25 protein-coding genes are annotated in these 25,269 nt (G+C 65.1%); 20 read left to right on the plus strand and 5 right to left on the minus strand.

Translation table 11 applies throughout. From position 1 onward, the window contains the following. Positions 1 to 16 precede the first annotated feature (16 nt). Positions 17 to 1,120 (minus strand): mandelate racemase/muconate lactonizing enzyme family protein, encoded by a 1,104-nt coding sequence (locus SPO_RS21750; protein ID WP_011242155.1) that lies wholly within the window; start codon positions 1,118 to 1,120, stop codon positions 17 to 19. Positions 1,121 to 1,242: 122 nt separating this feature from the next. Here SPO_RS21750 and SPO_RS21755 point away from each other — a divergent pair, with 122 nt between their 5' ends. The 11 genes from SPO_RS21755 to SPO_RS21805 all read left to right on the plus strand — a co-directional run bounded on the left by SPO_RS21755 (position 1,243) and on the right by SPO_RS21805 (position 15,097). Then, positions 1,243 to 2,715 carry a PLP-dependent aminotransferase family protein gene (locus SPO_RS21755; protein ID WP_011242156.1) on the plus strand — a complete coding sequence of 491 codons (1,473 nt, stop codon included), beginning with the start codon at positions 1,243 to 1,245 and terminating at the stop codon, positions 2,713 to 2,715. 179 nt (positions 2,716 to 2,894) lie between these two features. Beyond that, positions 2,895 to 4,148 carry an NAD(P)/FAD-dependent oxidoreductase gene (locus SPO_RS21760; RefSeq protein ID WP_144084113.1) on the plus strand — a complete coding sequence of 418 codons (1,254 nt, stop codon included), beginning with the start codon at positions 2,895 to 2,897 and terminating at the stop codon, positions 4,146 to 4,148. Positions 4,149 to 4,346: 198 nt separating this feature from the next. Further along, positions 4,347 to 5,387, plus strand: a complete 1,041-nt coding sequence (locus SPO_RS21765; protein ID WP_011242158.1) for an ABC transporter substrate-binding protein — start codon at positions 4,347 to 4,349, stop codon at positions 5,385 to 5,387. Between the two features lie 76 nt (positions 5,388 to 5,463). After that, entirely contained in the window at positions 5,464 to 6,552 is a 1,089-nt protein-coding gene (locus SPO_RS21770) for an ABC transporter ATP-binding protein (protein WP_044029569.1), read from the plus strand. Position 6,553: 1 nt separating this feature from the next. Next, positions 6,554 to 7,438, plus strand: a complete 885-nt coding sequence (locus SPO_RS21775) for an ABC transporter permease (protein WP_011242160.1) — start codon at positions 6,554 to 6,556, stop codon at positions 7,436 to 7,438. After that, complete coding sequence (locus tag SPO_RS21780; RefSeq protein WP_011242161.1) at positions 7,438 to 8,265, plus strand: ABC transporter permease; 828 nt, start codon at positions 7,438 to 7,440, stop codon at positions 8,263 to 8,265. Before SPO_RS21775 ends, SPO_RS21780 begins: the two co-directional genes overlap by 1 nt. 70 nt (positions 8,266 to 8,335) lie before the next feature. Next, complete coding sequence (locus SPO_RS21785) at positions 8,336 to 9,658, plus strand: NAD(P)/FAD-dependent oxidoreductase (RefSeq protein ID WP_144084114.1); 1,323 nt, start codon at positions 8,336 to 8,338, stop codon at positions 9,656 to 9,658. Between the two features lie 7 nt (positions 9,659 to 9,665). Beyond that, entirely contained in the window at positions 9,666 to 11,291 is a 1,626-nt protein-coding gene (locus tag SPO_RS21790; protein WP_011242163.1) for a GMC family oxidoreductase, read from the plus strand. A 69-nt stretch (positions 11,292 to 11,360) separates the two neighbouring features. Next, the gene (locus SPO_RS21795) at positions 11,361 to 12,275 is read left to right on the plus strand and encodes a LysR family transcriptional regulator (RefSeq protein WP_011242164.1); all 915 of its coding nucleotides are present in this window, start codon (positions 11,361 to 11,363) and stop codon (positions 12,273 to 12,275) included. A gap of 130 nt (positions 12,276 to 12,405) precedes the next feature. Then, a complete protein-coding gene (locus SPO_RS21800; protein WP_158454195.1) occupies positions 12,406 to 14,439 on the plus strand; it encodes an acetate--CoA ligase family protein in 2,034 nt (677 codons plus the stop codon). Positions 14,440 to 14,659: 220 nt separating this feature from the next. Further along, positions 14,660 to 15,097, plus strand: coding sequence for a MerR family transcriptional regulator (locus tag SPO_RS21805; protein ID WP_011242166.1), 438 nt, complete (start codon positions 14,660 to 14,662; stop codon positions 15,095 to 15,097). Here the strand turns inward: SPO_RS21805 and SPO_RS21810 are convergent. Beyond that, entirely contained in the window at positions 15,088 to 16,617 is a 1,530-nt protein-coding gene (locus SPO_RS21810; protein ID WP_011242167.1) for an alkaline phosphatase family protein, read from the minus strand. The two genes, SPO_RS21805 and SPO_RS21810, sit on opposite strands and share 10 nt — an antisense overlap. 290 nt (positions 16,618 to 16,907) lie before the next feature. Between SPO_RS21810 and SPO_RS21815 the strand changes: the two genes are divergently transcribed. The 9 genes from SPO_RS21815 to SPO_RS21855 all read left to right on the plus strand — a co-directional run bounded on the left by SPO_RS21815 (position 16,908) and on the right by SPO_RS21855 (position 22,711). Then, positions 16,908 to 17,618 carry a Crp/Fnr family transcriptional regulator gene (locus SPO_RS21815; RefSeq protein ID WP_044029570.1) on the plus strand — a complete coding sequence of 237 codons (711 nt, stop codon included), beginning with the start codon at positions 16,908 to 16,910 and terminating at the stop codon, positions 17,616 to 17,618. Positions 17,619 to 17,723: 105 nt separating this feature from the next. Next, positions 17,724 to 18,362, plus strand: a complete 639-nt coding sequence (locus tag SPO_RS21820) for an RNA polymerase sigma factor (protein WP_011242169.1) — start codon at positions 17,724 to 17,726, stop codon at positions 18,360 to 18,362. Next, positions 18,352 to 18,651 (plus strand): RebB family R body protein, encoded by a 300-nt coding sequence (locus SPO_RS21825; RefSeq protein WP_011242170.1) that lies wholly within the window; start codon positions 18,352 to 18,354, stop codon positions 18,649 to 18,651. The genes SPO_RS21820 and SPO_RS21825 overlap by 11 nt, the downstream gene beginning before the upstream one ends. A gap of 39 nt (positions 18,652 to 18,690) precedes the next feature. After that, the gene (locus SPO_RS23395; RefSeq protein ID WP_230981823.1) at positions 18,691 to 19,503 is read left to right on the plus strand and encodes a hypothetical protein; all 813 of its coding nucleotides are present in this window, start codon (positions 18,691 to 18,693) and stop codon (positions 19,501 to 19,503) included. Positions 19,504 to 19,529: 26 nt separating this feature from the next. Further along, positions 19,530 to 20,921 (plus strand): hypothetical protein, encoded by a 1,392-nt coding sequence (locus SPO_RS21835; RefSeq protein WP_044029571.1) that lies wholly within the window; start codon positions 19,530 to 19,532, stop codon positions 20,919 to 20,921. A gap of 79 nt (positions 20,922 to 21,000) precedes the next feature. Beyond that, complete coding sequence (locus SPO_RS21840) at positions 21,001 to 21,303, plus strand: hypothetical protein (protein WP_011242173.1); 303 nt, start codon at positions 21,001 to 21,003, stop codon at positions 21,301 to 21,303. Beyond that, positions 21,300 to 21,923: a hypothetical protein gene (locus SPO_RS21845; protein WP_011242174.1), complete on the plus strand. Its 624-nt coding sequence runs from the start codon at positions 21,300 to 21,302 to the stop codon at positions 21,921 to 21,923. The genes SPO_RS21840 and SPO_RS21845 overlap by 4 nt, the downstream gene beginning before the upstream one ends. A gap of 69 nt (positions 21,924 to 21,992) precedes the next feature. Then, the gene (locus SPO_RS21850; protein WP_011242175.1) at positions 21,993 to 22,316 is read left to right on the plus strand and encodes a RebB family R body protein; all 324 of its coding nucleotides are present in this window, start codon (positions 21,993 to 21,995) and stop codon (positions 22,314 to 22,316) included. 50 nt (positions 22,317 to 22,366) lie between these two features. Further along, a complete protein-coding gene (locus SPO_RS21855) occupies positions 22,367 to 22,711 on the plus strand; it encodes a RebB family R body protein (RefSeq protein ID WP_011242176.1) in 345 nt (114 codons plus the stop codon). A 64-nt stretch (positions 22,712 to 22,775) separates the two neighbouring features. On the opposite strand, the gene SPO_RS21860 is transcribed toward SPO_RS21855, so the two are convergent. Genes SPO_RS21860 through SPO_RS21870 form a run of 3 tightly spaced genes read right to left on the minus strand, consistent with a single transcriptional unit; the run spans position 22,776 to position 25,263 of the window. Further along, positions 22,776 to 23,171 carry a RidA family protein gene (locus SPO_RS21860; RefSeq protein WP_011242177.1) on the minus strand — a complete coding sequence of 132 codons (396 nt, stop codon included), beginning with the start codon at positions 23,169 to 23,171 and terminating at the stop codon, positions 22,776 to 22,778. Positions 23,172 to 23,184: 13 nt separating this feature from the next. Then, positions 23,185 to 24,807 carry an AMP-binding protein gene (locus SPO_RS21865; RefSeq protein ID WP_011242178.1) on the minus strand — a complete coding sequence of 541 codons (1,623 nt, stop codon included), beginning with the start codon at positions 24,805 to 24,807 and terminating at the stop codon, positions 23,185 to 23,187. A 3-nt stretch (positions 24,808 to 24,810) separates the two neighbouring features. Continuing rightward, a complete protein-coding gene (locus SPO_RS21870; RefSeq protein WP_011242179.1) occupies positions 24,811 to 25,263 on the minus strand; it encodes a cupin domain-containing protein in 453 nt (150 codons plus the stop codon). Positions 25,264 to 25,269 lie beyond the last annotated feature (6 nt).

Below are 25,269 nucleotides of genomic sequence, written 5' to 3' on the forward strand. Positions count from 1 at the left end.
CTTGAGGGTTGCGGTCTTACCCCAGCTCGCTCACCCGATAGTCGGATCGCGCCAGCCAGTCCGGGTTGACATCGACCCCCCAGCCGGGGGCGTCGGTGACGGTGGCGTGACCCTCTTCGATCCGGTAGGGGTCCGAGGTGAACAGACCCTGTTGCCAGGGGTAGTAATCGAGCCCCTCGATCGAGAATTCCAGGTACTTCCCGGCATTGGGGATCGCGCGCAAAAGGTGCATGGTGAAGAGTGTGACCATCGACAGGTTGGCCGCGTGCGGGGTGATCGGCATCCCGGCGGCCTCGGCCATGCGGGCCACGCGCAGGGTGCGTGACAGGCCGCCCAGATAGCAGATATCGGGCTGGAGCACGTCGACCACGCGGTCGGCGATCATCGTTTGCCAGCGTTCCATCAAGCAATCCTGCTCGCCGCCGGTGATGTCGAGGTCGAGCGTGTCGGTCACCTCTTTCGTTTGCGCAAACTCCCAATAGGGGCAGGGTTCCTCGTAATGCGAGATACCGTGCTGTTCCAGCATCCGCCCCACCTCGATGGCGCGGGCGGGGGAGTAGCAGGAATTGGCATCGACCAGCAGCGCCACATCGTCACCCATGGCGCGGCGCATGGTGGGCACGATCTCTTCGGTGCGACCGGGCCACTCGTCCCGGTCGCGGCCGACCTCGGCGCCGATGCGGAACTTGAAGGCGTCAAAGCCCTGTTCGTCGCGCAGGCGCACAAGCCGCGCGGCCTCGTCCCTTGGCGTGATGTCGCGTTTCATCGACGAGCCATAGGCGCGCACCGGTCCGGGCGTGCCACCGATCAACACGCAGACCGGCTTGCCCGCGCGCCGCCCATGCATGTCCCAGAGCGCGGTATCGACCCCGCCCATTGCCCGGCGCAGATAGGAGCCGGGGAACTTGTGCTCGCGGTCGCGCACGATGTCGAGCATGGCGTCGATATCCTCGCATGCCATCCCCAGCGCATAGGGCGCGACCTGCCGGTGCAGCACCTGCGCGGTGATGTCGGCATAATAGGGCGCCACCTGTCCCCAGCCCTGCGCGCCATCCTCGGCGGTGGCCCGGACAAAGCAGACGAATTCGGTGGAGAAGGTTTCGAGCTTGACGAGTTTCATGTGAGTTTCCGGGCTTCGGCCGACCGGGGCGGGCGGTTCTTGTGAAAAAGCTGGCGAAAAATCGGGCTGGCAGGTATATCCATTTCGACATTTTCGCCAGACCAATTATAGGTGCGCCGCTTGTGAAACATGCCGCCGGAGCCTTGTTGTCCTCGATCCGGCTGGACCGAACGCTGAGGCGCAGTGTCAGCGTACAGCTCTACATGGCGCTGCGCGACATGATCCTGTCCGGCGCGCTGCGCGCCGGTGAGCGGCTGCCTGCAACCCGGACCCTGGCCAAGGAGGTGGGCGTGTCGCGCACCACGGTGATCGACGCGATTGACCGGCTGGTCGCCGAGGGCATGCTGGTGTCGCGCATCGGGGCCGGGACCTATGTCAGCGAGACGCTGGAGAACCAGCATCTGACCACCCCACCCAGCGAGGGCGCCGGCGGTCGTCAGCCCAGGCTGTCCTATGTGATCAGCCATGCCGAACCCGCCTATGCACGGCGCGCCTGGCTGCCGCACAAGCCGCGCGCCTTTGTCACCGCGCTGCCGGCGCTCGATGCCTTTCCGATGGCGCATTGGGCACGGCTGTCGGCGCGGCACCTGCGCGGCGGGCGCGGCGATGTCATGGGCTATGGCCAGCCCAAGGGGTTGGCCGCGCTGCGCCGGGCGATTGCCACCCATCTGAGCGCGCTCAAGGGCATCCGCTGTCACCCCGAACAGGTGTTCATCACCTCGGGTGCGCAACATGCGTTTTCGCTGATCGGGCGGCTCTTGCTCAATCCGGGCGACCGGGTCTGGATGGAGAACCCCGGCGCCTCGGGCGCGCGCAATGCGCTGTTGTCCGAAGGGGCCGAGCTGGTGCCGGTGGATGTGGATGGGCAGGGCATGGTGGTGTCTGACGGGCTGGCCAAGGCGCCGCATTTCCGGCTGGCCTTTGTCACGCCCTCGCACCAGCAGCCGCTGGGCCATGTCATGTCGCTGCCCCGACGGCTGGAGCTGTTGCAGGCCGCCGAACAGGCGCAGGCGCTGATCATCGAGGATGATTACGACGGCGAGTTCTATTTCGGCAACGCGCCGCGCCCGGCGCTGCACAGTATCGACGCCAATGGGCGGGTTCTGTATGTCGGGACATTCTCGAAATCGCTGTTCCCATCGCTGCGGCTGGGCTTTGTGCTGGTGCCCGAGCGGATGGTCGCGGCCTTTGATGGCATGTTCAACACCTGGGCCAGCGGACCGTCGACCGCGACACAGGCGATCGTGGCCGAGTTCATGGACGAGGGGCATTTCGCCACCCATATCCGGCTGATGCGCCAGCTTTACAAGGCGCGTTACGAGGCCTTGCTGGAGGCCGCGCGCGGCCTGCCCGAGAGCATCGGCCTGCAAGAGACGACCAGCGGGTTTCACACACCCGCCTTTCTGGCCCCCGGCGTTGACGAGGCCGAGGTGGTGGCGCAGGCGGCGCAGCAGGGGGTGACCCTGGCTCCGCTGGCGCGGTACTGCCTGTCGCCGATCCCGCAAACCGGTCTTGTCTTTGGCTTTGGCTGCGCCACGCCCGAGGATATCGCGCGGGGGATGGGCATTCTGCGCGATTTGCCGGTGCTGCGCTAGGATTGGTCTGGAAGTTTTGTCATATTGGATATCACGCCCAAGCCAATACTGGCCTAGCGTTTGAACCAACGCCAGCGGCTGGGGACTGTCCCGCCGCGGCTGAAGGGAGCATCGCGGTCGAGCAAATGCCACTTTCGAAAATCAGGCAGACGCCATTCTGGCACGATCAACTCGGTGCCATGCCAGCCTTGCAAACGCAGCCATCGGCCAAGGTCGATGTGCTGATCGTCGGCGCGGGCTATACCGGGTTGAGCGCGGCGCTGACCACGGCGCGCGGCGGCCGCTCGACGCTGGTAATGGATGCCGAGGATCCGGGTTATGGGTGCAGCAGCCGCAATGGCGGCCAGATCAGCACCAGCGTCAAACCCTCGCTGGAGAAGCTGACCGCGAAATTCGGGCCAGAGCGGGCGCGGGGCATCCGGGCCGAGGGCGCCAATGCGCTGCGCTGGATCGGCGAGTTTGTCGGCGGCGAGGGGCTTGATTGCGATTTCCGCCGGGTCGGGCGGTTTCATGCCGCGCATACGCCGGGCCATTATGAAGAGCTGGTGCGCGATGCCGAGACGCTGCGCCAGCAGGAAGGCATCGAGAGCTTTGCCGTGCCGCGCGCCGAGCAGCGCAGTCAGTTGGGGACGGATGCCTATTTCGGCGGTGTGGTGTTTTCGGCGCATTGCTCGCTGCATCCGGGCAAGTTTCACCGCGAATTGCTGCGCCTGGCCATCGGGGCCGGGGCGCAGGTCGTGGGCCAGTGCCGGGTAGGCGCGATCACCCGTTCCGGGTCGGGCTTCCAGGTCGAGACCGCCAAGGGCGTGGTCGAGGCGCGCGATGTGATCGTCGCGACCAATGGGTATACCACCGCGCTGACGCCCTGGTTGCAGCGCCGGGTGATCCCGATCGGCAGTTACATCATCGCCACCGAGGAACTGCCCGAGGCGACCATTGACGAGCTGTTTCCCGGCGACCGGATCGCCAGCGACACCTGCAAGGTGGTCTATTACTATCGCGCCTCGCCCGACCGGCGGCGGGTGCTGTTCGGGGGCCGCGTCTCGGCCTCGGAAACCACGGCGCTGGCCGGGGCGGCCCGGCTGCGGCACGACATGTGCCGCATCTTTCCCCAGCTTGAGGGTGTCGCGCTGAGCCATGCCTGGAGCGGTACGGTGGCCTACAGCTTCGACGAATTGGCCCATACCGGGGTGCAGGAGGGTATCCATTTCGCGATGGGCTATTGCGGATCGGGCGTGTCGATGGCGCCCTATCTGGGCATGCGCGCGGGACAGAAGGTGCTGGGCCTGGCCGAAGGACAAACCGCGTTCGACGGCCTGCCCTTTCCCACGCGGCCCCTCTATCGCGGCAAGCCCTGGTTCCTGCCCGCGGCGGTGGCCTGGTATCGCTGGAAGGATCAACGACAGTTTCGAAAGGCTTTGCAGATGACCTGACGGGCCGGGCAGGGCGGCGCAACACCCGCTCTGGCGCCGGTATTAACGGATCGAAACCAAGGTTTAGGATTCGAAATTTCATTTGTCCTGCTGGTGCCCGCACTATCGCGACAGGTGGAAGACGACCTGGGCGCCTTGCCCGCTGCCTGCCGAGGACAACAGGGCAGGACCCGCAAAACCACCAAAGGGAGGAAACCAATGAAAACGAGAACAATTCTGACGATCACGGCCGCAGTCATGGCGACGGGCGCGTTTGCGCAGGGCAAGAGCGTGACCATCGCGTCCTGGGGCGGCTCGTATCAAGAGGCGCAGAGCAAGGCGCTGTTTGAACCCGCCGCCGCCAATACCGGCATCGAGGTCAAGCAGGAGACCTATGGCGGCATGTCCGATGTGCGGCTTCAGGTCAGCTCGGGGCAGGTGACGCTGGATATCGTGGCCAGCGGTTCGGGTTCTGCGGCGCGGGCGGCGGCCGAGGGTCTGCTGGAGAAGCTCGATTACAACGTGATCGACGTCTCGACCTTCTATCCCGGTCTCTACACCGATTACTGCATCGGCGGCGACGTGTTCTCGACCGTCTATGCCTGGAACACCAATACCTATGGCGAGAACGGGCCGCAAAGCTGGGCGGACTTCTGGGATGTCGAGAAATTCCCCGGCTCGCGCGCCTATCGCGGCAAGGTGGCTGGCGCGCTGGAAGGCGCTCTGATGGCCGATGGCGTGGCACCTGCCGATGTCTATAGCGTGCTCGACAGCGAAGAGGGGATCGAACGCGCGATCGACAAGATCCGCGAGCTGAAACCGCATATCTCGGTGTTCTGGACATCCGGCGCGCAGCATGCGCAGCTGATGAAGGATGGCGAGGTCGACATGACCACCGGCTGGAACGGCCGGTTCGACAATGCCGCCAAGGACGGCGCCAAGGTCGCCTATAGCTTCAATCAGGCGCTGCTGGATTACGACTGTTTCGCGGTGCCCAAGGGCGCGCCGAACCGGGATACGGCGATGATGTTCCTGAACGAGATCTCGAAACCCGAGTATCAGGACGATCTGCCGAAATACATCACCTACGGCCCGACCAACAAGGCGGCCTATGAGACCGGTGAGATTACCGCCGATGTGGCGGCGGGCCTGCCCTCGTCGCCGGCCAATGCGGCGATGCAACTGCCGGTCTCGCTGGACTGGTACGCCAAATGGGAGACCATCGCGGCCGAGATGTATCAGGAAATGCTGACCGAGTGATCCGGGTTTCCTTCTGCGCAAGGGCGGGCGCTCCGGCGCCCGCTTGTTTCTCGAACGAAGATTGCGAGGGTTTGTTTTGACCTCCACAACCAACGAAGCCCTGCCGATCTCGGTGAAGAACGTGACCAAGACCTATGGTCCTGTGCATGCGCTCAACGATGTGTCGCTCGAGGTGCGAAGCGGCGAGTTCCTGACGCTGCTGGGCCCGTCCGGCTCGGGCAAGACGACGCTGTTGATGGTGCTGGCGGGGTTCACCCGGCCCGATTGCGGCAGTCTGAAATTCGGTGACCGCGAGGTGATCCGCACGCCGCCGCATCTGCGCGATGTGGGGATGACATTTCAAAGCTATGCGCTGTTCCCGCATATGACGGTGGCGGGCAACGTGGGCTATCCGCTGAAACTGCGCAAGGTGCCCAAGGCCGAGATCGCCCAGCGGGTCGAGGCGGCGCTGGAAACCGTGCAGCTGGGCGGGTTTGGCGAGCGGCGCATCGACCAGCTGTCGGGCGGCCAGCGCCAGCGTGTCGCCGTTGCCCGCGCCATCGTGTTCGAACCGCGCATCCTGTTGATGGACGAGCCGCTGTCGGCGCTGGACAAGAAGCTGCGCGACCAGATGCAGATCGAGCTGCGCCACCTGCATGAAAAGCTGGGCATGACCACGGTCTATGTCACCCATGACCAGCGCGAGGCGCTGACCATGTCGGACCGGATCGCCGTGGTGAACCATGGCCGCATCATGCAGCTGGCCACCCCGCGCGACCTGTACGAGCGGCCCGCCAATCGCTTCGTGGCGGATTTCATCGGGGAATCCACCTTTTTGCCGGTGTCGCGCCAGGGCGATACGGTGCTGTTCGACGGCACGCCCCTGTTGCATGACAGCCCGCCGCCCGAGGCGGCGAGCCTGCTGTTGATGATCCGCCCCGAACGGGTGGTGCTGTCGCGCGAGGGGCCGCGCGAGGGGGCCAACAACTTTGCCGCCACCGCGACCGAGGTGGTCTATCAGGGCGACAGTTTCCTGCTGCATGCGGCGCTGGCCAATGGCGAGCAGATCGTGCTGCGCGGCGCCATGCGGGGTGCCAATGTCACCGCCTTGCCAGCGGTGGGCGAGGCGCTGACCCTGTGCCTGGCGCCCGAGGATACCGTGCTGATCGACGGAAGCGAGGCCTAGGATGGAGGCGGTACGCACCAACGAGGCCGGGCTGAGGCGCGACGAGTGGCTGGAGCGGCTCAAGCTCTTTGGCCTCGGCTCGCCCGCGATCCTGCTGATCCTTGTCATTCTGGTCCTTCCGGTGGGCTGGCTGTTCTATGTCTCGTTCATCGGGGCGGATGGCAATTTCTCGCTGGAGAACTACGAGCGGATGCTGAAGCGGAAATCCTATGCCCGCATCTTTCAGACAACGTTCGAGGTCAGTTTCCTGACCACCGGCCTGTGTATCCTGATCGGCTATCCGCTGGCCTATTTCATCGCCGGCCTGCCGAACCGGATTGCCAACCTGTGCCTGATCACGGTGCTGCTGCCATTCTGGACCTCGCTTCTGGTGCGCACCTATGCCTGGCTGGTGCTGCTGCAAAAACGCGGGTTGGTGAATGAATGGGCGATCTCGCTGGGCCTGTGGGACGAGCCGATCAAGATCGTGCACAACATGACCGGCACGCTGATCGGCATGGTGCATATCATGCTGCCCTTCCTGATCCTGCCCGTCTATGGCGCGATGAAGGCGATCGACCGCGACCTGATGAAGGCGGCCTCGAACCTGGGCGCCAGCCCGCGCCGGGCGTTCTGGACGGTGTTCTTTCCGCTGACCCTGCCGGGGCTGTTTGCCGGATCGCTGATGGTGTTCATCCTGTGCCTTGGTTTCTTTGTGACCCCGGCGGTGCTGGGCGGCGGCAAGGTGATCATGGTGTCGATGAAGATCGTCTCCAACATCGAGCTGTTCGTGAACTGGGGGGCGGCCAGTGCGCTTGGCGTGGTTCTGCTGGTCTCGACCATGGTGATCCTTTGGATCGCCTCGCGTTTCCTGAACCTTGAGAAGATGACCGGGGGAGGCCACTGATGCTGCGCTGGTTCCGAAGCCCCGCGACCGAGACCCAGATCACCCATGGCCAGCGCCTGTGGCTTTACGTGATCGCGGTGATCACCATGATCCTGCTGGTGACGCCCACGTTGATCGTGGTGCCGATGTCGTTCTCTGACAGCCAGTATCTGGAGTTTCCGCCCGAAACCTGGTCGACGCGCTGGTATGACCATTACTTCGGCTCGCCCGAATGGATGCTGGCAACGCGGACTTCGTTCAAGGCGGCGTTCCTGACGATGCTGGTGGCGACACCGATTGGCGTGCTGGCGGCCTATGGCCTGCACAGCTCGAAAATCCGGTTCGTGCGCGCGGCTTTCGTGCTGATGATCACGCCGATGATGGTGCCGGTGGTGCTGGTCGCGATAGGGGCATTCTATGCCTATGTGCAACTTCAGATCCTCTACACGATCACCGGGCTGGTGCTGGCGCATACGGTGCTGGCGCTGCCGCTGGTGGTGATCGTCACCGGTTCGGCGCTGAAGAGTTTCGACATGAGCCAGGAGGAGGCCGCCCGCAGCCTGGGCGCGCCGCGCTGGAAGGCGTTTCTGACCGTGACGCTGCCGCAGATCCGCTTTGCCGTGGTGACCAGTGCGCTGTTGTCCTTTCTGACCTCGTTTGACGAGGTGGTGGTGGCGATGTTCGTCTCGGGCGGTGACAATCCGACCCTGACACGCAACATGTTCAACGCGCTGCGTGACCAGATCGACCCGACCATTGCCTCGATCTCGACCATCATGATCCTGGTGACGACGGGGATGATGGTGCTGGCGCAGCTATTCGGACAGCAGAAGACGAAACCGAAATGATGGGTCAGTAGGGGGTGGTTCGTGCCATGATCTGTCTGTCATTGGCCGTCGGGTCGATGTCCGATGATGGATGTGGTCACTCTTCGTGCAGGATGACGCAATGATCGAGAACGAACGCCCGGCGCTGGCTGACAGTCTGTGGACCGCGACCGCGAATAGCGCGCCGGACTGCCCGCCGCTGGTGGGCGAAGCAGAGGCGGATGTGGTGATCGTCGGCGGCGGGTTCACCGGGCTGTCGGCGGCGTTGCATCTGGCCGAGGCGGGGCAGAGTGTTGTCCTGCTGGAGGCCGAGACACCGGGCTGGGGCGCATCGGGGCGCAATGGCGGCCAGGTCAATCCGGCGCTGAAGCCCGACCCGGACGACATTGTCGCCCGGTTCGGCGATGACCTTGGGCGGCGCATGGTGGCACGCTGGGGCGATGGCGGGCGGCTGGTCTTCGACCTGATCGCGCGGCACGGCATCGACTGCGACGCGCGCCCCGTCGGGTTCCTGCGGACAGCGACCAACACGCGCGGGCTGGCCATGCTGAGCGAGATCGCGCGCCAGTGGCGGGCGCATGGCGCCGAGTATGACGATCTGGACGCGGCTGAAACCGCACGGCTGGTCGGGGCCGAGGCTTATCTGGGCGCGGTGATCGACCGGCGCGGCGGCAACATCCACCCTTTGAACTATGCGCTGGGTCTGGCGCAGGCGGCGATCCGCGCGGGCGCGGTGCTCCATGGTCAGAGCCGGGCCATCGGGTTCGAGGACGCGGGAACCGGGGTGAGCGTGCGCACCGAGCTGGGCCAGGTCAAGGCGCGGCGCGCGCTGGTCTGCACCAATGCCTATACCGGTCCGTTCGGCGGTGCGCTGGGTCGGTCGGTGGTGCCGGTGACCTCGGTCCAGGTCGCCACGGCGCCGCTGTCGGACAATGTGATCCGGGCGATCCTGCCCGAGGATCACGCGCCGACCGACACGCGGCGGCTGATCCAGTATTACCGCAAGACGGCGGACGGGCGGTTTGTCATGGGCGGGCGCGGTGCGCGGGGCGAGGCGGGCACCCGGCGCAGGCAGCAGGAACTGAGGCAGGCGGCGGAGACGCTGTTTCCCCAGCTTGGCGCGGCGGACTGGGTGCATGCCTGGGGCGGCGATGTGGCGATGACGGTCGACAGCCTGCCCGGGCTGCACCGGTTGGGCCCGAACGTGATGGCGGGGCTGGGGTTCAATGGCCGGGGCGTGGCGAATGCCACGGTGATGGGCACCATTCTGGCCGATTGGGTCTTGGGTGTACCCGAAAGGGCGCTCGATTTCCCGGTCACGCCGGTCAGGCCCATTCCGTTCCATTTCCTGAAAAGCGCGGGCGTGGCGCTGACCATCGGTGCCTATCGCCTGTTGGACAGGGTCAACCGATAGGGGCAACATGTCGGATTATGATTTCATCATCGTGGGCGCGGGATCGGCGGGATGCGTGCTGGCCAACCGGTTGAGCGAGAGCGGTCGGTTCACGGTGCTGCTGCTCGAGGCGGGGGGCAGCGATCTGAACTTCTGGATCTGGATGCCGATCGGCTATGGCAAGACCTTCTACAAGCCCAGCGTCAACTGGATGTACCATACCGAACCCGATCCGGCGCTGAACGGGCGGGTCAGCTATTGGCCGCGCGGCAAGGTGCTGGGCGGGTCAAGCTCGATCAACGCGATGGTCTATATCCGCGGGCAGGCGCAGGATTTCGACGAGTGGCAGGGGTTGGGCAATCCCGGCTGGGGCTGGGACGATGTGCTGCCCTATTTCCGGCGCGCCGAGACCAATGACCGGGGCGGCGATGCCTTTCGCGGCGACAATGGCCCGCTGCATGTGGCGAGCATGGAGCGTGATCTGCATCCGCTCTGCCAGGATTTCATCGCGGCGGGCGGAGAGCTGCAATTTCCGCACAACCCCGATTTCAACGGGGCTACGCAAGAGGGGGTGGGCACCTATCAGAACACCGCCAAAGGGGGCCTGCGGATGTCGGCGGCGCGGGCCTATCTGCGCCCGGCCTTGCGGCGGACAAACCTGCGCGTCGAGACGGGCGCGCTGGCCGAACGGGTACTGTTTGAAGGCAAGCGGGCGGTGGGTGTATCCTATCGCCAGAACGGGCAGGTCAGGACCGTGCGCGCCCGGCGCGAGGTGATCCTGTCCGGCGGGGCGATCAACTCGCCGCAGCTGTTGCAACTGTCCGGCATCGGCCCCGCCCACCTGTTGCAGGACAAGGGGGTCGAGGTCGTGCACGCGCTGGACGGGGTGGGGCGGAACCTGCAGGACCATCTGTGTATCGACCACCTCTACCGCTCGCGCGTGCCGACGCTGAACACCCAGCTGCACCCGTGGCATGGCAAGCTGTGGCACGGGCTGCGCTATGTGCTGACCCGGCGCGGGCCGCTGTCGCTGGGCGTCAACCAGGCGGGTGGCTTCGTGCGCTCGCGCCCCGGTCTGGATCGTCCGAACATGCAGCTGTTCTTTTCCCCGGTCAGCTATACCAAGGCGCCGCCGGGCAAGCGGCCGCTGATGAACCCCGATCCGTTCCCCGGCTTCCTGCTCAGCGCGCAGCCGACCCGGCCCACCAGCCGGGGGCATCTGGAGATCCGCTCGGGTGATCCGACCGAGGCCCCCGCGATCCATCCCAATTACCTGTCGACCGAGACCGACGTTCAGGAGATGCTGGAGGGCGCGCATTTGGTGCGGCGGTTCACGGAAACTCCGGCGCTGGCGCGTCTGATCGAGGCCGAGTTGCTGCCCGGTGCGGACATTCGCTCCGATGACGATCTGATCGCCGACATCCGGCAGCGCGCCGGAACCGTGTTTCACCCGGTCAGCACCTGCCGGATGGGGCCGGATACACAAAGGGATGTGGTGGATGCGCGGTTGCGGGTGCATGGCATCGGCGGGCTGCGGGTGGTCGATGCCTCGATCTTTCCCACGCTTACCTCGGGCAACACCAATGCCCCGGCGATCATGGTCGGGGAAAAAGGCGCCGACATGATCCTTCAGGATTGCGGCGCGGGTGGGTAATGTCACGGCATCAGGTAACAAAACGATAATTTGTTTGGTGGTTCACGCTCGGTTTCTTATAGTTGCGCCATGCATCTGAAGCTGCGCCACCTCGAGGTTTTCCATGCCGTCATGGAAGAAGGGTCCGTCTCCAAGGCGGCGGACAGGCTGCACCTGACACAACCGGCGATCAGCATTGCGCTGTCGCGGCTCGAGGACATGCTGGGATTTCCGCTGTTTCACCGGTCGAAGGGGCATTTCGCACCGCGCCCCGAGGCCTACCTGCTGCATCTGGACGCGGAACTGTCGATCCTTGCGGTCGAGCAGTTTGCCAACCGGGCCCGTCTGATCAAGCAAGGCGGCGCCGGGCTGCTGCGGATCGGGGCCTTGGGGGCCTCGGCCTTTGGTCTGCTGCCGCAGCTGGTGGCGCGGTTCACCGCCGACAATCCAAAGGTCGAGATCGACCTGCGGGTGCGCAGTTCACACCAGATCTCTTACCTGGTCAGCAACGGGCAATGCGATATCGGCCTGGTCGAGGCGCCGGTGGCCGCGCCGTCGCTGGAGGTTGAGCCGTTTTCCCTGCCCTGCGTCTGCATTTTTCCCGCTGGCTCGCCATTGGAGGCAAAGGATCGTATCACCCCCCGCGATCTGGTGGATCACCGCCTGATCGGCATTCAGGACAGCAACCAGGTCGACCGGCAGTTGCGCGCGGTCTGTGCCGAGGCCGGTTTCGAGATTGCCGCGCCGGTGCACGGGTTCTTTTTCGCCGTGGTGCGCCGGATGGTGGCCGAGGGGGCGGGCGTTGCGATCGTTGATGCGCTGAACGGCTGTCTGCCGTTGAACGACGGGGTCAGCTGGCGGCCCTTTGCGCCCGAAATCCGCTATGAGACCGCGCTGATCATGAAGGCCGGCGCCGAGCTGTCGCTGCCCGCGCAGGCCTTTATCCAGATGATCCGCGACGAGATGCGGATGTGCGCCATATTGCCCGAAACGGTGCGGGTATAAGCCGCGTAAAACACAGGTTTTCAATTCGGAATTTCAACTGTCGGCCCGATGCGATCACTATCCGTGGTGATCCTGAAAGAAAGGCCAAGGTGTGAAGGACCAGAGCTCTGCCAGTGCGGCCCTGAATGCGTTGCTGGCACCCAAAAGCATCGCTCTTGTCGGTGTCTCGGATCGCGCGGAGTCATACGGTCGTGCGCTGGACCGTATGGTGAGCGAAGGCGGGTTTGCCGGCCGGGTCATGCGGGTCAATCCCCGGCTGGCGGCGCAGTCGCAAGGCCGGATCGCCGCCAGCCTGGACGAGCTTCCGGAACCTCCTGAACATGTGGTCCTCTCGGTGGCCACCGCGCGGGTCGAGGCGGCCGTGGACGCGGCGCTGGCTGCGGGGGCGCGTGCGCTGACGGTGTTTTCGGCCTGCCCCGACGCCGCGATGCGAGAGCGTATCGGCGACAAGGTTCGGGCGGCGGGCGCGGCGCTGTGCGGGCCCAACAGCATGGGGTTTCACAACATCACCCTGGGCCTCAGGGTCACGCCGTTTCCGGTGCCGCTCGACCTCAGGGCGGGAGGGGTGGGATTGATCGCGCAATCCGGCTCGATCCTGGGGGCGCTGATGAACAACGACCGGCGGCTGCGCTTTTCGCAGGCGGTCAGCACCGGGTCCGAGACCGTCACCACCGCGGCCGACTACCTGCGCTGGATGGTCGACCAGCCGGAAACCCGGGTGGTCGGTCTGTTCCTGGAAACCGTGCGCGACCCGCAAGGGTTCATCGCGGCGATGGAGGCGGCGGCCGCCCGCGACATCGCGGTGGTGATCCTCAAGGTCGGCCGCTCGGCCCTGAGCGCGCGCATGGCGATCTCGCATACCGGCGCGCTGGTGGGCGATGACGCGGTGTTGCGCGCGCTGGTGCATCGACTGGGCGGGCACATGGCGGGCTCGCTCGACGAGATGGCGGCGATGCTGGCGCTGTTTGCACAGGGTCGGCGGGCAACCGCCCCCGGCATCGCCTCGATCCACGATTCCGGTGGCGAGCGCGAATTGATGGCCGACATGGCCGAGGATCACCGCCTTGACTATGCAGCGCTTTCGCCCGCCACCACGGCGGCGATCCAGGCGGTGCTCGAACCCGGTATCGCGGCGGAGAACCCGCTTGACGCCTGGGGCACCGGGCAGGGCGCGCGCGAGACCTATACGCGCGCGCTCGCCGCGATGATGGCGGACGCGCGTGTGGGCACCGGGCTATACGTGCTGAACTGGCGCGGTAACTATTATCTGCACGAGATGCACGCCCAGGCACTGGGTGACGCCTTTGGCCAGACCGAAAAACCGCTGGCGGCTGTCTCGAATTTCTCGCGCAGCGATGACGCGATGCTGGCCGGGCGGTTCGCCGATCTGGGCATCCCTCTGATCAGCGGCATGCAGAACGCCATGGCCGCGGTGCGCGCGTTGCATGATCACGGCCCGGTGTCGCGGTTTCGCGCGCCCGAACCGCCGCACCCGCGCGCGCAATACTGGCGCGACGTGCTGGGTGGCCGGGACTGGATCGGCGAAGCCGAAGGTCTTGCGCTGTTTGCCGATTTCGGCATCGAGAGCCCGTCACATGCGTTGGTTGGCACTCGGGAAGAGGCTTTTTTGGCCGCAGAGCGGATTGGCGGGCCTGTGGTTCTGAAAACCGCGCAGCCAGGGCTTTCGCACAAATCGGACAGCGGTGGGGTCAAGATCGGCCTGGCAACGCCCCAGGCCGTCGCCGAGGCTTTTGACGATCTGGCGGCTCGTTTTCAGGGAGACATCCTTGTGGCCGAAATGGTGGCGCCGGGGGCCGAATGGTCAATGGGTGCGATCAACGATCCCGATTTTGGCCCGGCGGTGCGCATCGCTCCGGGTGGCATATTTGTGGACCTGATTGACGAACACGTTCTTCTGATAGCGCCGTTTTCGGCAGCCGAGGCCGCTGCTGCCATCGACAAGTTGCGGGCCGGGAAACTGTTGGCGGGTTTGCGGGGGCGCCCGACCCTTGCCGCGTCGCAATTGGCGCATGCCGCGGCTGCCCTTTCCCGGCTCGCCTGGGATTTGCGTGATACCCTGGCCGAGGTCGAGATCAATCCGATCATCGTGAATACCCAAGGCGCAATGGCCGTCGATGCTGTTATCCGTGCCCATCCGTCATGAGGTGCAAGCAGAACCGCCTTGGGTCTTTCCGCTCACCTGTAGAAATCTTGTCGGGGTATGGCCGGTGTTGCCGAACAGGGTCAGCCGCGGCGCAGGGTCCGGCGGCGCTTGTTCGAGGTGGCGATTTAGCACGGCGCAGCTGACCCGGGCCAAGACCGCATCGACATTCCGACCTGCCTGAGAGATCATTGCCGCGAAGTTACAGACAGTATTCTGGCATATGTACACAATTGGAACCCTCGCCCGCAGAACCGGCACCAAGGTGCAGACCATCCGCTATTACGAGCAGATCGGACTGATGCCCGAGGCCGGGCGCACCTCGGGCGGTCAGCGCCGCTATGACGAGGCCGCGCTGGACCGGCTGGCCTTTATCCGGCACGGGCGGCAGCTGGGCTTTGGGCTGGATGCGATCCGCGAGCTTCTGGCGTTGAACGACCAGCCGGGGCAAAGCTGCTCGGCCTCGGATTCCATCGCCCGGCGGCAATTGGCGCAGGTGCAGCAGCGGCTGGCCCGGCTACGCGCGCTGGAGGCCGAGTTGCAGCGGATGATCGACAGTTGCGACGGCCATCGTGGCAGCGATTGCCGTGTGCTCGAAGTGTTGCGCGACCATTCCGAATGCCTGACCGATCACGGCTCGGAGGCCCCGGTTCAGTCGTAGCGCCGCTGCGTCCGGGCCCCCTCGTGGGTGATCGAGCACAGGGACAGCGTGTGGTCCATGTTGCGCATCCGGTGGCGCAGCATCTGCCGGGACAGCCGCGCCAGATCCGCCGCATGGGCAGGGTCGCCCGCCACATTGCGGAACTCGCCCTCGCCTTGATGGTCGAACAGCATCGGCGGCAGGTCGGCGGCGAATTCGACTAGGGTGAAACGCGCATCGCGCAGGATCGCCACCGCGCCCGCGCTGGGGCCAAAGCCGAACTCCTGCTGCCAGAGCGTCGGGTCCAGCGGTTCCGAGATATCCAGCTCGGAAAAGGAGTACTGACGCCAATCGGAGGGCGCCTCGCCCGTCAGGAAGGGCCTGAGCGAGCGGCCATCCACCGCATTCGGGATCTCTTGCCCGACCCAGTCGAGAATGGTGGGCATCAGGTCGATCGACTCGGTCGGGGCCTCGACCACATGGCCCGGCTTGCAGCCCGGCGCGCGGATGATCAGCGGTGTGTGATAGGCGGCATCATAGACCGTCATCTTGCCCCAGCTGTGGCGGTCGCCCAGCATCTCGCCATGATCGGCGGTGACCACGATCAGCGTGTCGTCATACTGGCCGGTCTCTTTCAGATGCGCGATCACCCGGCCGATATGGGTGTCGACCTCGGTCGCAAGGCCCAGATAGACCGCGCGCAGGGTCTGGATGGTCTCGTCGGTGGGCTCCAGATCCGGGAAGCCCAGCACGAAACTGGCCGGGCTGGAATAGCGGGTGGCGGGGCCGAAGAAAGGGTGTTCTGCGGTCTCGTCGTCGCGCCCCGGTAACCGCGCGGGCAGCGGCAACTTGGCGGGATCGTACATGGTGTTATAGGGCGCGGGCGCCACCAGCGGCGGATGCGGCCGGATATAGGTGAGATGCGCGAACCAGTTCTGCCCGGCCCAGGCGGGCATGTTGGCCAGGAACTGATCGGTCAGAAAGGCGGTATCGCTGTCCTCGGCCCGGTACATCGCGGGCCCGTTCAGGCGCGGGGTGCCGTCCGCATCGGGGCGGGGCACATAGACCTGGGCGTAATCGTCAAAGGCATAGCCGCGGTTCTTCAGATGCGATTGCCAGGGATAGGACATCTCCAGCCGCATCTCGGTCACCTCGTGAAACCCGCGCATCGGGAATTCATAGGTCTTGAGCGCCGGGTCGTTCGCGTCATAGGCGCGCGGATCCTGCGAGGTGTCGGTATAGCCGAAGAGCAGCGGCAGATAGCCCGCCTTGCGCATCTCGGTCGCGATGTTGGGCGTGTCGTGGCGCAGCGGGGTGCCGTTGCGGACCGAGCGGTGATTCATCGCGTATTGCCCGGTCAGGATCGAGGCACGCGACGGCCCGCAGGGGTTGGTCACGGAATAGTGCCGGCGAAAGCTGACCGCGTCTTGGGCCAGCGCCCGCAGATGCGGCAGCTCGACATGATCCGCCAGCGCCCCCCACAGGCAATCGGCCCGCAACTGGTCGATGATGATGAAGAGAACGTTGCTTTGCCTGCCCATTTTCCCGACCCGCCGGATGCTGTTTGCCAAGGGGTAGCCAAGTCGCCACCCCCTGTCCAGCAAATGGCCGGGTCGGTGCGATTAACCATTTGGTAGCAACAGTGATCCAGAGCACACTGTGTAACTCTCCTTTTGCGGTATTACCTGACGTCAAATTCTATCTGAGCTGGCGACCTCGCTCCGATGGCCCGGCCCAGACCCAATGGTGCCACGCGTTATGTCGCGAGGCCGGTGCCCAAGTTCTTGCCGGTCGCCTTGGCCGGCTTCGCTCGTAACGATGTCAGGCCGCCATGTCCTCTGCCCGAAGCGAGATTCGCAGCGACCTGATCCGCCGGGTGCTGAAGCGGGTGCCGCTGTTTGCCGGGCTGGGCGCCGGAGAGCTGGCCGCGCTGGCCCGCCAATGTGATCTGCGGGCTTATGAAAAGGCGCAGATGGTCTATGCCGAGGGCGAGGCGGCGCGCTCGGCCTATGTGATCATGTACGGCCAGATCGATTCGATCTGGTACGACAAGACCGGGCGCGAGGTGATTTTTGAGACCCGCACGCGGTATGATCTACTGGGTCTGCACGAGGTGGCCGATGGCCGGGGGCGCCCGGCGACCTCGGTCTGTGCCAGCCGCGCGGCGCTGGTGCATATCCCGCCGGGGGCAAGCCGCCGCCTGCTGGATCATCCCGGGGTGCAGGCGGCGCTGGCGCGCAACGCCCGCGATGAGTTGCGCAACCTGCGCGACAGCTATCGACGCGCGGTGCTGTTCGATCTGGAAACCCGGCTGGCCCATTACCTGCTGGCACAGGCCGATCCCGGCCGCGGGCGGCCGCATCAGCTGCGGATCGAGGAGAACCAGCTACGCATCGCGGCCAAGGTGCAGGCGAGCCGAACGCGGGTCAACACGACCATCCGCAAATGGCGCGAATCCGGCGATATCGCGGTCAAGGACGGGGCCATCCTGCTGGAGAGGACCTCGCGCCTGTGGGACCGGTTCGGACCGGATCAGAGCTAGGACCATCCCCTCGACCAGGGGATCCGCCGCTGCTGTTACGCGTGTAACAGACAGGCGGCCGGGCAGGGCCAAAGCTGACTTCATGCAACCCTGGGGGGAATCAGCATGAACCAGTACAGTACGATCGCCGGCCCGTTTCACGCCATCCACACGCCCGAGGAATTCGGCCGGGCCTGGCGTCAGCACCATCCCGAACTGATGCGCCGCGCCTGCCGGCTGGCACAGGGCAATCCGGTTCTGGGCGAGGCCTTTCTGGCCCGCACCACCCTGCGCATCCTGGAATACCTGCGCAGCTCGGACCAGCCGATCGACAATTTCCAGGCCTTTTTTGCGGTTTCGCTGCGCAACACCGCTCAGGATCACTGGCGCCGCTATCGGCGCGACATGTCGATCATGGCCGAGCTTGGCTTTCACCAGGCGCGTGCCGAGGACCCGGACGCCACCCTGCGCCGGGTGATCGCGCGCCAGGATCTGGACACGCTTTGCGCGGCCCTGTCGCGGATGTCATGTGATCAGGCGCGGCTGGTGCGGCTGCGGGTCTTCGAAAGTCTGCCCTATGGCGAAATCGCGCGACGGTTGCAAATCTCCGAGCCGCTGGCCCGCAAGCGGATGCAGGTCGCACGCAACGCGCTGCGCCAGCAGATCGAGGCAGGAAAATCCTGTCTGTCGCGTCACGAACCCGGATTTGCCGCGTCTATTCCCGCAAAAGCACATCAATCCCTAGGAGGCACCCATGGCCAATGACGGTTCCGGTACGCCGGTGAATTCGCAGATCACCGACGCGGTGACCCAGAGCAATGTCGAGGTCGTTGCGATCTCTCCCGCACAGTCGATGGGGATGCTCTATCAGATGGCAACCCATTCGGCGGGCCTGTCCCTGCAGAACTCGGTCTCCAGCCAGCAGAACCTAAACCAGATCGCCAATGCGGTGGTCGCCACGGCGGTGCGCGAGATCCTCAGCATCGGCAGCGGTGGTGGAGGCGGTGGCGGAGGCGGCGGCGCCTCGGGCGGCGGCAAGCCCAAGAGCGATTGATGAAAGCTTTGGCAGATGTGGTCCTTTCTGGAGAAAATCATGCCCCAAAAGACATCCGAACTCACGGGCACCGTGGACCCGGCCGCGCAGCTGGAAGAGGCGATTTCCGAGGTTGGTCACGAGATCCTCGCCAGTGTCGAGGGCAAGGCCGAGGGCGCCATCGAAACGGCCACCACCAAGGCCGAGGCCAAGATCGCCTCGGTCGAGGATGAGATCACCAAGGGAGAGACCCTGGTCAACGCGGCCGAGGCGGCGGCCTTTGATCACAAGCCCGGTGGAACCGCGCCACAGGCTCAGACACAGACCCAGACTCGGGCCATGAGCGAAGTGGCACTGCCGCCATCGACGCGTCAGGCCTATCGCGAGCTGGCCTTTGGCGCGCCGCCCACCGCTCCGGCAGGGGGCGAGGCTGGTGGGCCGCCTATCGGGCCGGTGCCCAAGGGCCCGGTCGATACTTCGGCGCTGGATCCGGCGGTGGTGCAATCGGTGGAATTCCAGAACCAGGAGATCAAGGATTACGCCCCCACGATGATCGTGACCCCGCCCGACCAGATGATCGGGCAGGCGGCGGGGCTCGCCGCGCAATCGGCGGCGCAGTATTTCGACAGCGTGACCAAGCTGGTGATGGCCAGCCAGTCGGTGATGCTCAAGAAGATGTCCGAGGATCTGGTGGCCGGCGAGATCGCCACCGCCGCCGAGGACGGTCTGATCATCGCCGAAACCGAACTGCTGCTGGCCGGTGCCATGGCCGTGGCCGCCGCGGGTGGCGCGATGGAGGCCGCCTCGGCCAGTTTCGGCATCTCGAAAATCAACGAAAGCGTCCAGGCCCGCCAGGCGCAGGCCCGCAAATGAACCGCATGTCAGAGCGAGGTTGACCCATGCCACTTGTCCCCCAACCGCAGAATGCCCGCTGGCTGACCGGCGATGCCGTCGAAGGCGCAAAGGGGCTGATCCGCGAGACCGACGCCACCTATCTGATGAAGATCCTGCTGCGCGCCTTTGGCAATGGCGGCCCGATGGATGCGGTGGCCGCCACCTTGCAGACCCTGTGCGATCAGGCCCGCAGCACGGTCGACCAGCTGAATATCGACGCGCCGCTCACGGTGGGCGATGACTCGATCTGGTCGGGCTATAACCCGGATGGGCATGGCGAATTCGAACTGAACATCCGGCTGCTGGCGACGCTGCATGTGCGCTACAACAATACTCTGACCAATCCGCTGGCCATCGGCGATGTGTGTCGCGCCTGCGCCGACATGATCTCGGCCGCGCCGCGCCATCCGAACACCGCCCCCGGCCTGGCCCCGATCGCGCAGCTGTTGCACCAGTTGCAGAACGCGCAGGCCTTTAACAAGACCACCAACCGGGTGCGGGTGAAACGGCGCGATATCCTTGACCAGATGCCAGGCGTCGGCGGCACCCAATGGTATCTCCCGCCCGAGGATGTGCTGGGCAATATCGACCGGCTGCTGGGATATTACGAGACCGGAGATATCTCGGGCACCACCACCGACGGGCTGGGGGTGCTGGCGATGCTGTCCACTGTGAATGTCGCCGCGATCGGCACGCTTGACCAGATCAAGCAACAGCTGGCTGCGATGGTCAACAACGGGCTCGCCTTTACCAGCTTTGCCGGGATGGTGGTGCAGATGCACCATTCGCTGCCCGAATGCATGATGGCGATCAACCTGATGCCGCGCGATCTGGGCGTCGACAACTCGGCGATCACGCAGATCTATTCGCCCTTTCTGACCAATACCGGGTTGGGCGATATCAACAACGTCTACAATGAATGGCGCCAGGCGCGGTACACCGCCCTGGGTGGCGCCGGCCAGGTTCCGGACAATGCCACGCAGATGCTGATCGTGGTACAGGACATCTTTCAGATGCCCAACCGCGCCACCGCCGCCCATGAGGTGGCGCTGATCCTGCCGGTGACCGCGCAGGGAATGACGAACAACGCCTTTGTGTTCGGCAGCAATTTCTACAACTGGATCGTCGGCGCGCTCAACACCGCCAATCCGGGCCCCGCGATCACGCTGGAGAAGCTGTCGAGCGCCGTGTTCGACCAATGGTTCGGCCCCGATTTCAACCCCGCGATCGTGAACCCGCAATTCGGCCCCGAAGTGGTGGCCTGCGTCGAGCAAGGCATGGCGCTGCCGCGCAACCAGTTGCAGAACGCGGGCCAGTATCGCCAGATCGTGGCCCCCTTTGTCGGGCAGGCCGAGTATGGCCAGGTCGAGCCGGCGCAGGTCGGCAATCTGAACTGACGGATGCGCGGTGCCTGCGTCACGAACCGCCGCGCCGCGCGTCTTCCTAGTAACACACCCTGAGCCGCTGGAGAGAGCCATGTATGAGGAAATCGAATTTCTGCGCAGCCGGACCGATGAATTGCTGGTTCAGGTGCTGTCGCAATGGAGCGCAAGCGTGATGTCGAGCCGCGACCGCGGTCTGCCGCCCTATAGCAGCCTGGCCGCCGATCTGGCGGCGGCGCGCGACCGGCTGGCCGCAGCCGCCCAGGCGGCGGTCGAGCTGGACGGCTGGGACTATGTTGTCGAGTGCGACGAGGTGAGCGGCGAGGAACGGGTCGAGATGGATGTCGAAACCCGCGAGGTCAAATCGACCACCGTCCGCAAGGGTGGCCGCAAATGAGTGGATTTGCCGAAGAGTTGCCCCGCCTGCTGGCGGTGGGTCGCAACTGGGTCGGGCGCGAGCTGCACGAGGACGAGGTGATCGGTCTGGTGAACTGGCTCAAGTCCGAAACCGCCCATAACCCCGCTGCCGCAGGTCAGATCGACCGCGGGCTGGCTGCCGCCTCGTCGGTGATCGCCCAGGGCCGTCAGGCCGCCGAAGGCGCCATTGCCGATGCGTTCCGCTCGGTGCGCGGCGCGCCAGCGCCGCCACAGGCCCCGGGCCAGGCGCCACCGCCCTCGCTGCACGAGCGGGTGACGCGCACCGAACAGCGGGTACTGGAACAGGTGTTGAAATCGGGGGTCGTGGGCGAGGCCCGGATCGACCCGGCGATGGAGGCACAATTCGCCCAGCTGGCAGAGCATCTGGCCAATCTGATCGAGACCGAGGTGGTGCGTCAGGTCGAACTGCGCATGGTCGAGTTCGACGCCCGCACCGGCGCCCGGATCGAGGCTCAGAGCGCTCAGGTGGTCGAGCTGTGCAACCAGCTTTCGGCCGAGATCCGTCAGCAGCTGGCCCGCGACCTGCGTGCCGAGACCGCCCTGCGCCCTGCGCGCCCCGCCGCACAGAAAAAGAGCTAACCTGTTTTCACGAAACGGATTTCACCGCGTCAATATCGGTAAGACCCCAACCGCAAAGGAGCACTCCGAATGCCTTACAACACCGCAGTAAACTCTCAGATCACGGACGCGGTGACCCAGTCCAACGTCCAGGTGGTCGCTCAGGCGCCCGCGATGGCGATGGGCTCGGTCTATCAGTCGATGGCCCATTCGACCGGCATCCTGCTGCAGAACTCGGTTGCCGCCGCCCAGCAGCAAAGCGCGCTGAGCCAGGCCGCCGCCAACCAGGGCGTCATGCAGATCTACTCGCTGGACACCACCGCCGCGGCGGGGGCCAGCGAAAAGATCGGACAGGTGGGCACGCCGGACCAGATGTCCAGCCTGCTGGCGGTCCTCAACTCGTTCGGCGGCTGATCCGGCGAACCCCACTTCGATAAACCCAGTGCCAAACAAGGAGACAGATCATGACTTGGCCGACAGCAGTAAATGACCAGATCACCGACGCGGTGACCCAGTCCAACGTCAAGGTCGTGGGCGAAGCGCCCGCGATGGCGATGGGCACGGTCTATCAGACCATGGCCCATTCGACCGGCATCCTGTTCGAAAACGCGGTGGCCGCCGCGCAGCAGCAGAACGCGCTGAGCCAGGCCGCCTCGAACCAGGGCGTGATGCAGATCTATTCGCTGGACACCACCGCGACGGCAGGGGCCAGCGAGAAGATCGGTCAGACCGGCGTCGCCGACAACCTGACCAGCCTGCTGACCGTGCTGAACGCGTTCAAGCGCCCGCAGCAGCCCGGCGGTATCTGATCCCGCCACCTGCACCGGGAGAGCGGGGCGTGCCGTCGGGCGCGCCCCGTTTTCATGTGCCGGATCAGTCGATGACGGCGGTGGCCTCGATCTCGACCAGCGCGTCATCTTCGACCAGGCCGGATACCACCACCATGGCCATGGCCGGGAAATGGCGGCCCATCACCTTGCGATAGCTGGCGCCGATCTCGGATTGGCGGGCCATGTATTCCTTCTTGTCGATCACGTACCAGGTCAGCCGGGTGATGTGTTCGGCCCGACCGCCGGCGGCCTCGACCACATCCAGGATATTGCGCAGCGCCTGCTCCATCTGGCCGATGAAATCGTGGCTTTCGAACTGCTGCTGCGCGTTCCAGCCGATCTGTCCGCCGACATAGAGATGCCCGTCGCGGGTCAGCATTCCGTTGGCATATCCCTTGGCGGGTGCCCAGCCCTCGGGCTGGATGGTCTTGTGGGTCATGTCTGGCCTCCGTTTACTGAATGTCCGTGCGCAAGCGGAAGCGCTGGATCTTGCCGGTCTGAGTCTTGGGCAGCGCCTCGATGAAGCGGACGCTGCGCGGGTATTTGTAGGGGGCGATGGTCGCCTTGACGTGATCCTGCAAGGTCTTGACCATCAGCGCGTCGCCGGTATGCCCCGGCGTCAGCACCACATGGGCCTCGACGATATGGCCGCGCGCCTCGTCCGGGGCGCCGATGACGCCGCATTCGGCCACTGCCGGATGCGACAGCAGCGCCGCCTCGACCTCGGGTCCGGCGATGTTGTAACCCGAGCTGACGATCATGTCGTCGCTGCGAGCAGCGAAATGTAGATAGCCATCATCGTCCATCACGAAACTGTCGCCGGTCACGTTCCAGCCGTTCTGCACATATCCCGACTGCCGGTCATCGGCCAAATAGCGGCAGCCGGTCGGGCCGCGCACCGCCAGCCGTCCGACCTCGCCGCGCGGCGCTTCGTTGCCATTCTCGTCGAGAATACGCACCTGATACCCCGTCACCGGCTTGCCGGTGCAGGCGGGGCGGTGGTCGTCGAACCGGTTCGAGATGAAGATATGCAGCATTTCGGTGGCGCCGATCCCGTCGAGCATCGGCTTGCCGGTCTTGGCGATCCATTCGTCATAGACCGGTGCGGGCAGGGTCTCGCCCGCCGAAACCGCCGCCCGAAGCGAGCTGAGGTCTGCGCCTTCCTCCATCGCCTTGAGCATGAAGCGATAGGCGGTCGGCGCGGTGAAACAGACGGTGGCGCGGTATTGCTGGATGATCTCGACCATGTTGGGCGGGCTTGCCTGTTCCAGCAGGGTCGCGGCGGCGCCAAAGCGCAGCGGAAACACCGCCAGGCCGCCCAGGCCAAATGTAAAGGCCAGCGGCGGCGAGCCGATGAACACATCCTCGGGCACCACCCCCAGCACCTCGCGCGCATAACCATCGGCGATGATCAGCAGGTCGCGATGGAAATGCATCGTCGCCTTGGGGTCGCCCGTGGTGCCCGAAGTGAACCCCAACAGCGCCACATCGTCCCGCCCGGTTTCGACCGCCTGAAACCGCACCGGTTTTTGCAGCGCCAGCCGGTCCAGCTCGGCATCGTGGTTCGAGGTGCCATCAAAGCCCACCACCGTGCGCAGGTGTTTCGAGGTCTTGGCGCAGCTGACCAGCTCCTCCATCAGCCGTGTGTCACACAGCGCATGGGTGATCTCGGCCTTGTCGATGATCTTGGCCAGCTCGCCCGCGCGCAGCATCGGCATGGTGTTGACCACCACCGCGCCCGCCTTGGTCGCGGCCAGCCAGCAGGCCACCATGGCCGGGTTGTTGGCCGAGCGGATCAGCACCCGGTTGCCCGGCTTCACGCCCAGATCCTCGACCAGCACATGGGCCAGCCGGTTGGTCCAGTCGCTGAGTTCCTTGTAGGTGCGCCGCCGGCCGTTGCCGATCAGCGCGGTATGGTCGCCAAAGCCCTTGTCGACCATGGCATCGGTCAGCTCGACCCCGACATTCAGGTGCTCGGGATAGTCGAACCCGTCAAGCAGGAAATCGGGCCATTGATCCGTCGGCGGCAGGTTGTCCCGGGTGAAGGTGTCGATATGTGCGCTTGGTCCCAGCATGGTTCAGTCATTCGCCTCGGGCGGCAGGAAATCGACCTCGTGCTGGGCCGAGAGTTCGACCACCCGTTCGACATCCTCCAGATTGTCCAGCGCCTCGAACAGCTCTTTCAGCTTGCGCGCGGGCGAGACCCAGAACAGCGCGCGGGCCGGTTTGTCGGATTTGTTGAAATATCCATGCGGGATGCCCTTGGGCATGCGTACCAGATCGCCGGCGCGTGCCTTGGACCAGACCCCGTCCAGCTTCAGGTCCAGCTCGCCCTCCTGCACCAGGATGAATTCATCCTGGGTGGGGTGGACATGCACGGGCACGAACTGGCCCGGTTCCGAGTTCGTCTCAAAGGCAAAGGTCGTCTCGCAAACCGCCTTGGGGTAATAGGTCTGGCCCAGAATGTTCCAGACCACACCGTCATAGCCGGTGCCGTTTTCGGTAATGCCCTTTTCCAGATCCTTGGTCATGGTCTC

Source organism: Ruegeria pomeroyi DSS-3 (genome assembly GCF_000011965.2).
In the GTDB taxonomy this organism is placed as follows: Bacteria; Pseudomonadota; Alphaproteobacteria; order Rhodobacterales; family Rhodobacteraceae; genus Ruegeria_B; species Ruegeria_B pomeroyi.

Excerpts from the sequence above, each read along its gene's own strand:
- SPO_RS21750 (WP_011242155.1), bottom strand. The coding sequence starts at position 1,120 with ATGAAACTCGTCAAGCTCGAAACCTTCTCCACCGAATTCGTCTGCTTT.
- SPO_RS21760 (WP_144084113.1), top strand. The coding sequence starts at position 2,895 with ATGCCAGCCTTGCAAACGCAGCCATCGGCCAAGGTCGATGTGCTGATC.
- SPO_RS21765 (WP_011242158.1), top strand. The coding sequence starts at position 4,347 with ATGAAAACGAGAACAATTCTGACGATCACGGCCGCAGTCATGGCGACG.
- SPO_RS21775 (WP_011242160.1), top strand. The coding sequence starts at position 6,554 with ATGGAGGCGGTACGCACCAACGAGGCCGGGCTGAGGCGCGACGAGTGG.
- SPO_RS21780 (WP_011242161.1), top strand. The coding sequence starts at position 7,438 with ATGCTGCGCTGGTTCCGAAGCCCCGCGACCGAGACCCAGATCACCCAT.
- SPO_RS21785 (WP_144084114.1), top strand. The coding sequence starts at position 8,336 with ATGTGGTCACTCTTCGTGCAGGATGACGCAATGATCGAGAACGAACGC.
- SPO_RS21790 (WP_011242163.1), top strand. The coding sequence starts at position 9,666 with ATGTCGGATTATGATTTCATCATCGTGGGCGCGGGATCGGCGGGATGC.
- SPO_RS21795 (WP_011242164.1), top strand. The coding sequence starts at position 11,361 with ATGCATCTGAAGCTGCGCCACCTCGAGGTTTTCCATGCCGTCATGGAA.
- SPO_RS21805 (WP_011242166.1), top strand. The coding sequence starts at position 14,660 with ATGTACACAATTGGAACCCTCGCCCGCAGAACCGGCACCAAGGTGCAG.
- SPO_RS21810 (WP_011242167.1), bottom strand. The coding sequence starts at position 16,617 with ATGGGCAGGCAAAGCAACGTTCTCTTCATCATCATCGACCAGTTGCGG.
- SPO_RS21815 (WP_044029570.1), top strand. The coding sequence starts at position 16,908 with ATGTCCTCTGCCCGAAGCGAGATTCGCAGCGACCTGATCCGCCGGGTG.
- SPO_RS21820 (WP_011242169.1), top strand. The coding sequence starts at position 17,724 with ATGAACCAGTACAGTACGATCGCCGGCCCGTTTCACGCCATCCACACG.
- SPO_RS21825 (WP_011242170.1), top strand. The coding sequence starts at position 18,352 with ATGGCCAATGACGGTTCCGGTACGCCGGTGAATTCGCAGATCACCGAC.
- SPO_RS23395 (WP_230981823.1), top strand. The coding sequence starts at position 18,691 with ATGCCCCAAAAGACATCCGAACTCACGGGCACCGTGGACCCGGCCGCG.
- SPO_RS21835 (WP_044029571.1), top strand. The coding sequence starts at position 19,530 with ATGCCACTTGTCCCCCAACCGCAGAATGCCCGCTGGCTGACCGGCGAT.
- SPO_RS21840 (WP_011242173.1), top strand. The coding sequence starts at position 21,001 with ATGTATGAGGAAATCGAATTTCTGCGCAGCCGGACCGATGAATTGCTG.
- SPO_RS21845 (WP_011242174.1), top strand. The coding sequence starts at position 21,300 with ATGAGTGGATTTGCCGAAGAGTTGCCCCGCCTGCTGGCGGTGGGTCGC.
- SPO_RS21850 (WP_011242175.1), top strand. The coding sequence starts at position 21,993 with ATGCCTTACAACACCGCAGTAAACTCTCAGATCACGGACGCGGTGACC.
- SPO_RS21855 (WP_011242176.1), top strand. The coding sequence starts at position 22,367 with ATGACTTGGCCGACAGCAGTAAATGACCAGATCACCGACGCGGTGACC.
- SPO_RS21860 (WP_011242177.1), bottom strand. The coding sequence starts at position 23,171 with ATGACCCACAAGACCATCCAGCCCGAGGGCTGGGCACCCGCCAAGGGA.
- SPO_RS21865 (WP_011242178.1), bottom strand. The coding sequence starts at position 24,807 with ATGCTGGGACCAAGCGCACATATCGACACCTTCACCCGGGACAACCTG.
- SPO_RS21870 (WP_011242179.1), bottom strand. The coding sequence starts at position 25,263 with ATGACCAAGGATCTGGAAAAGGGCATTACCGAAAACGGCACCGGCTAT.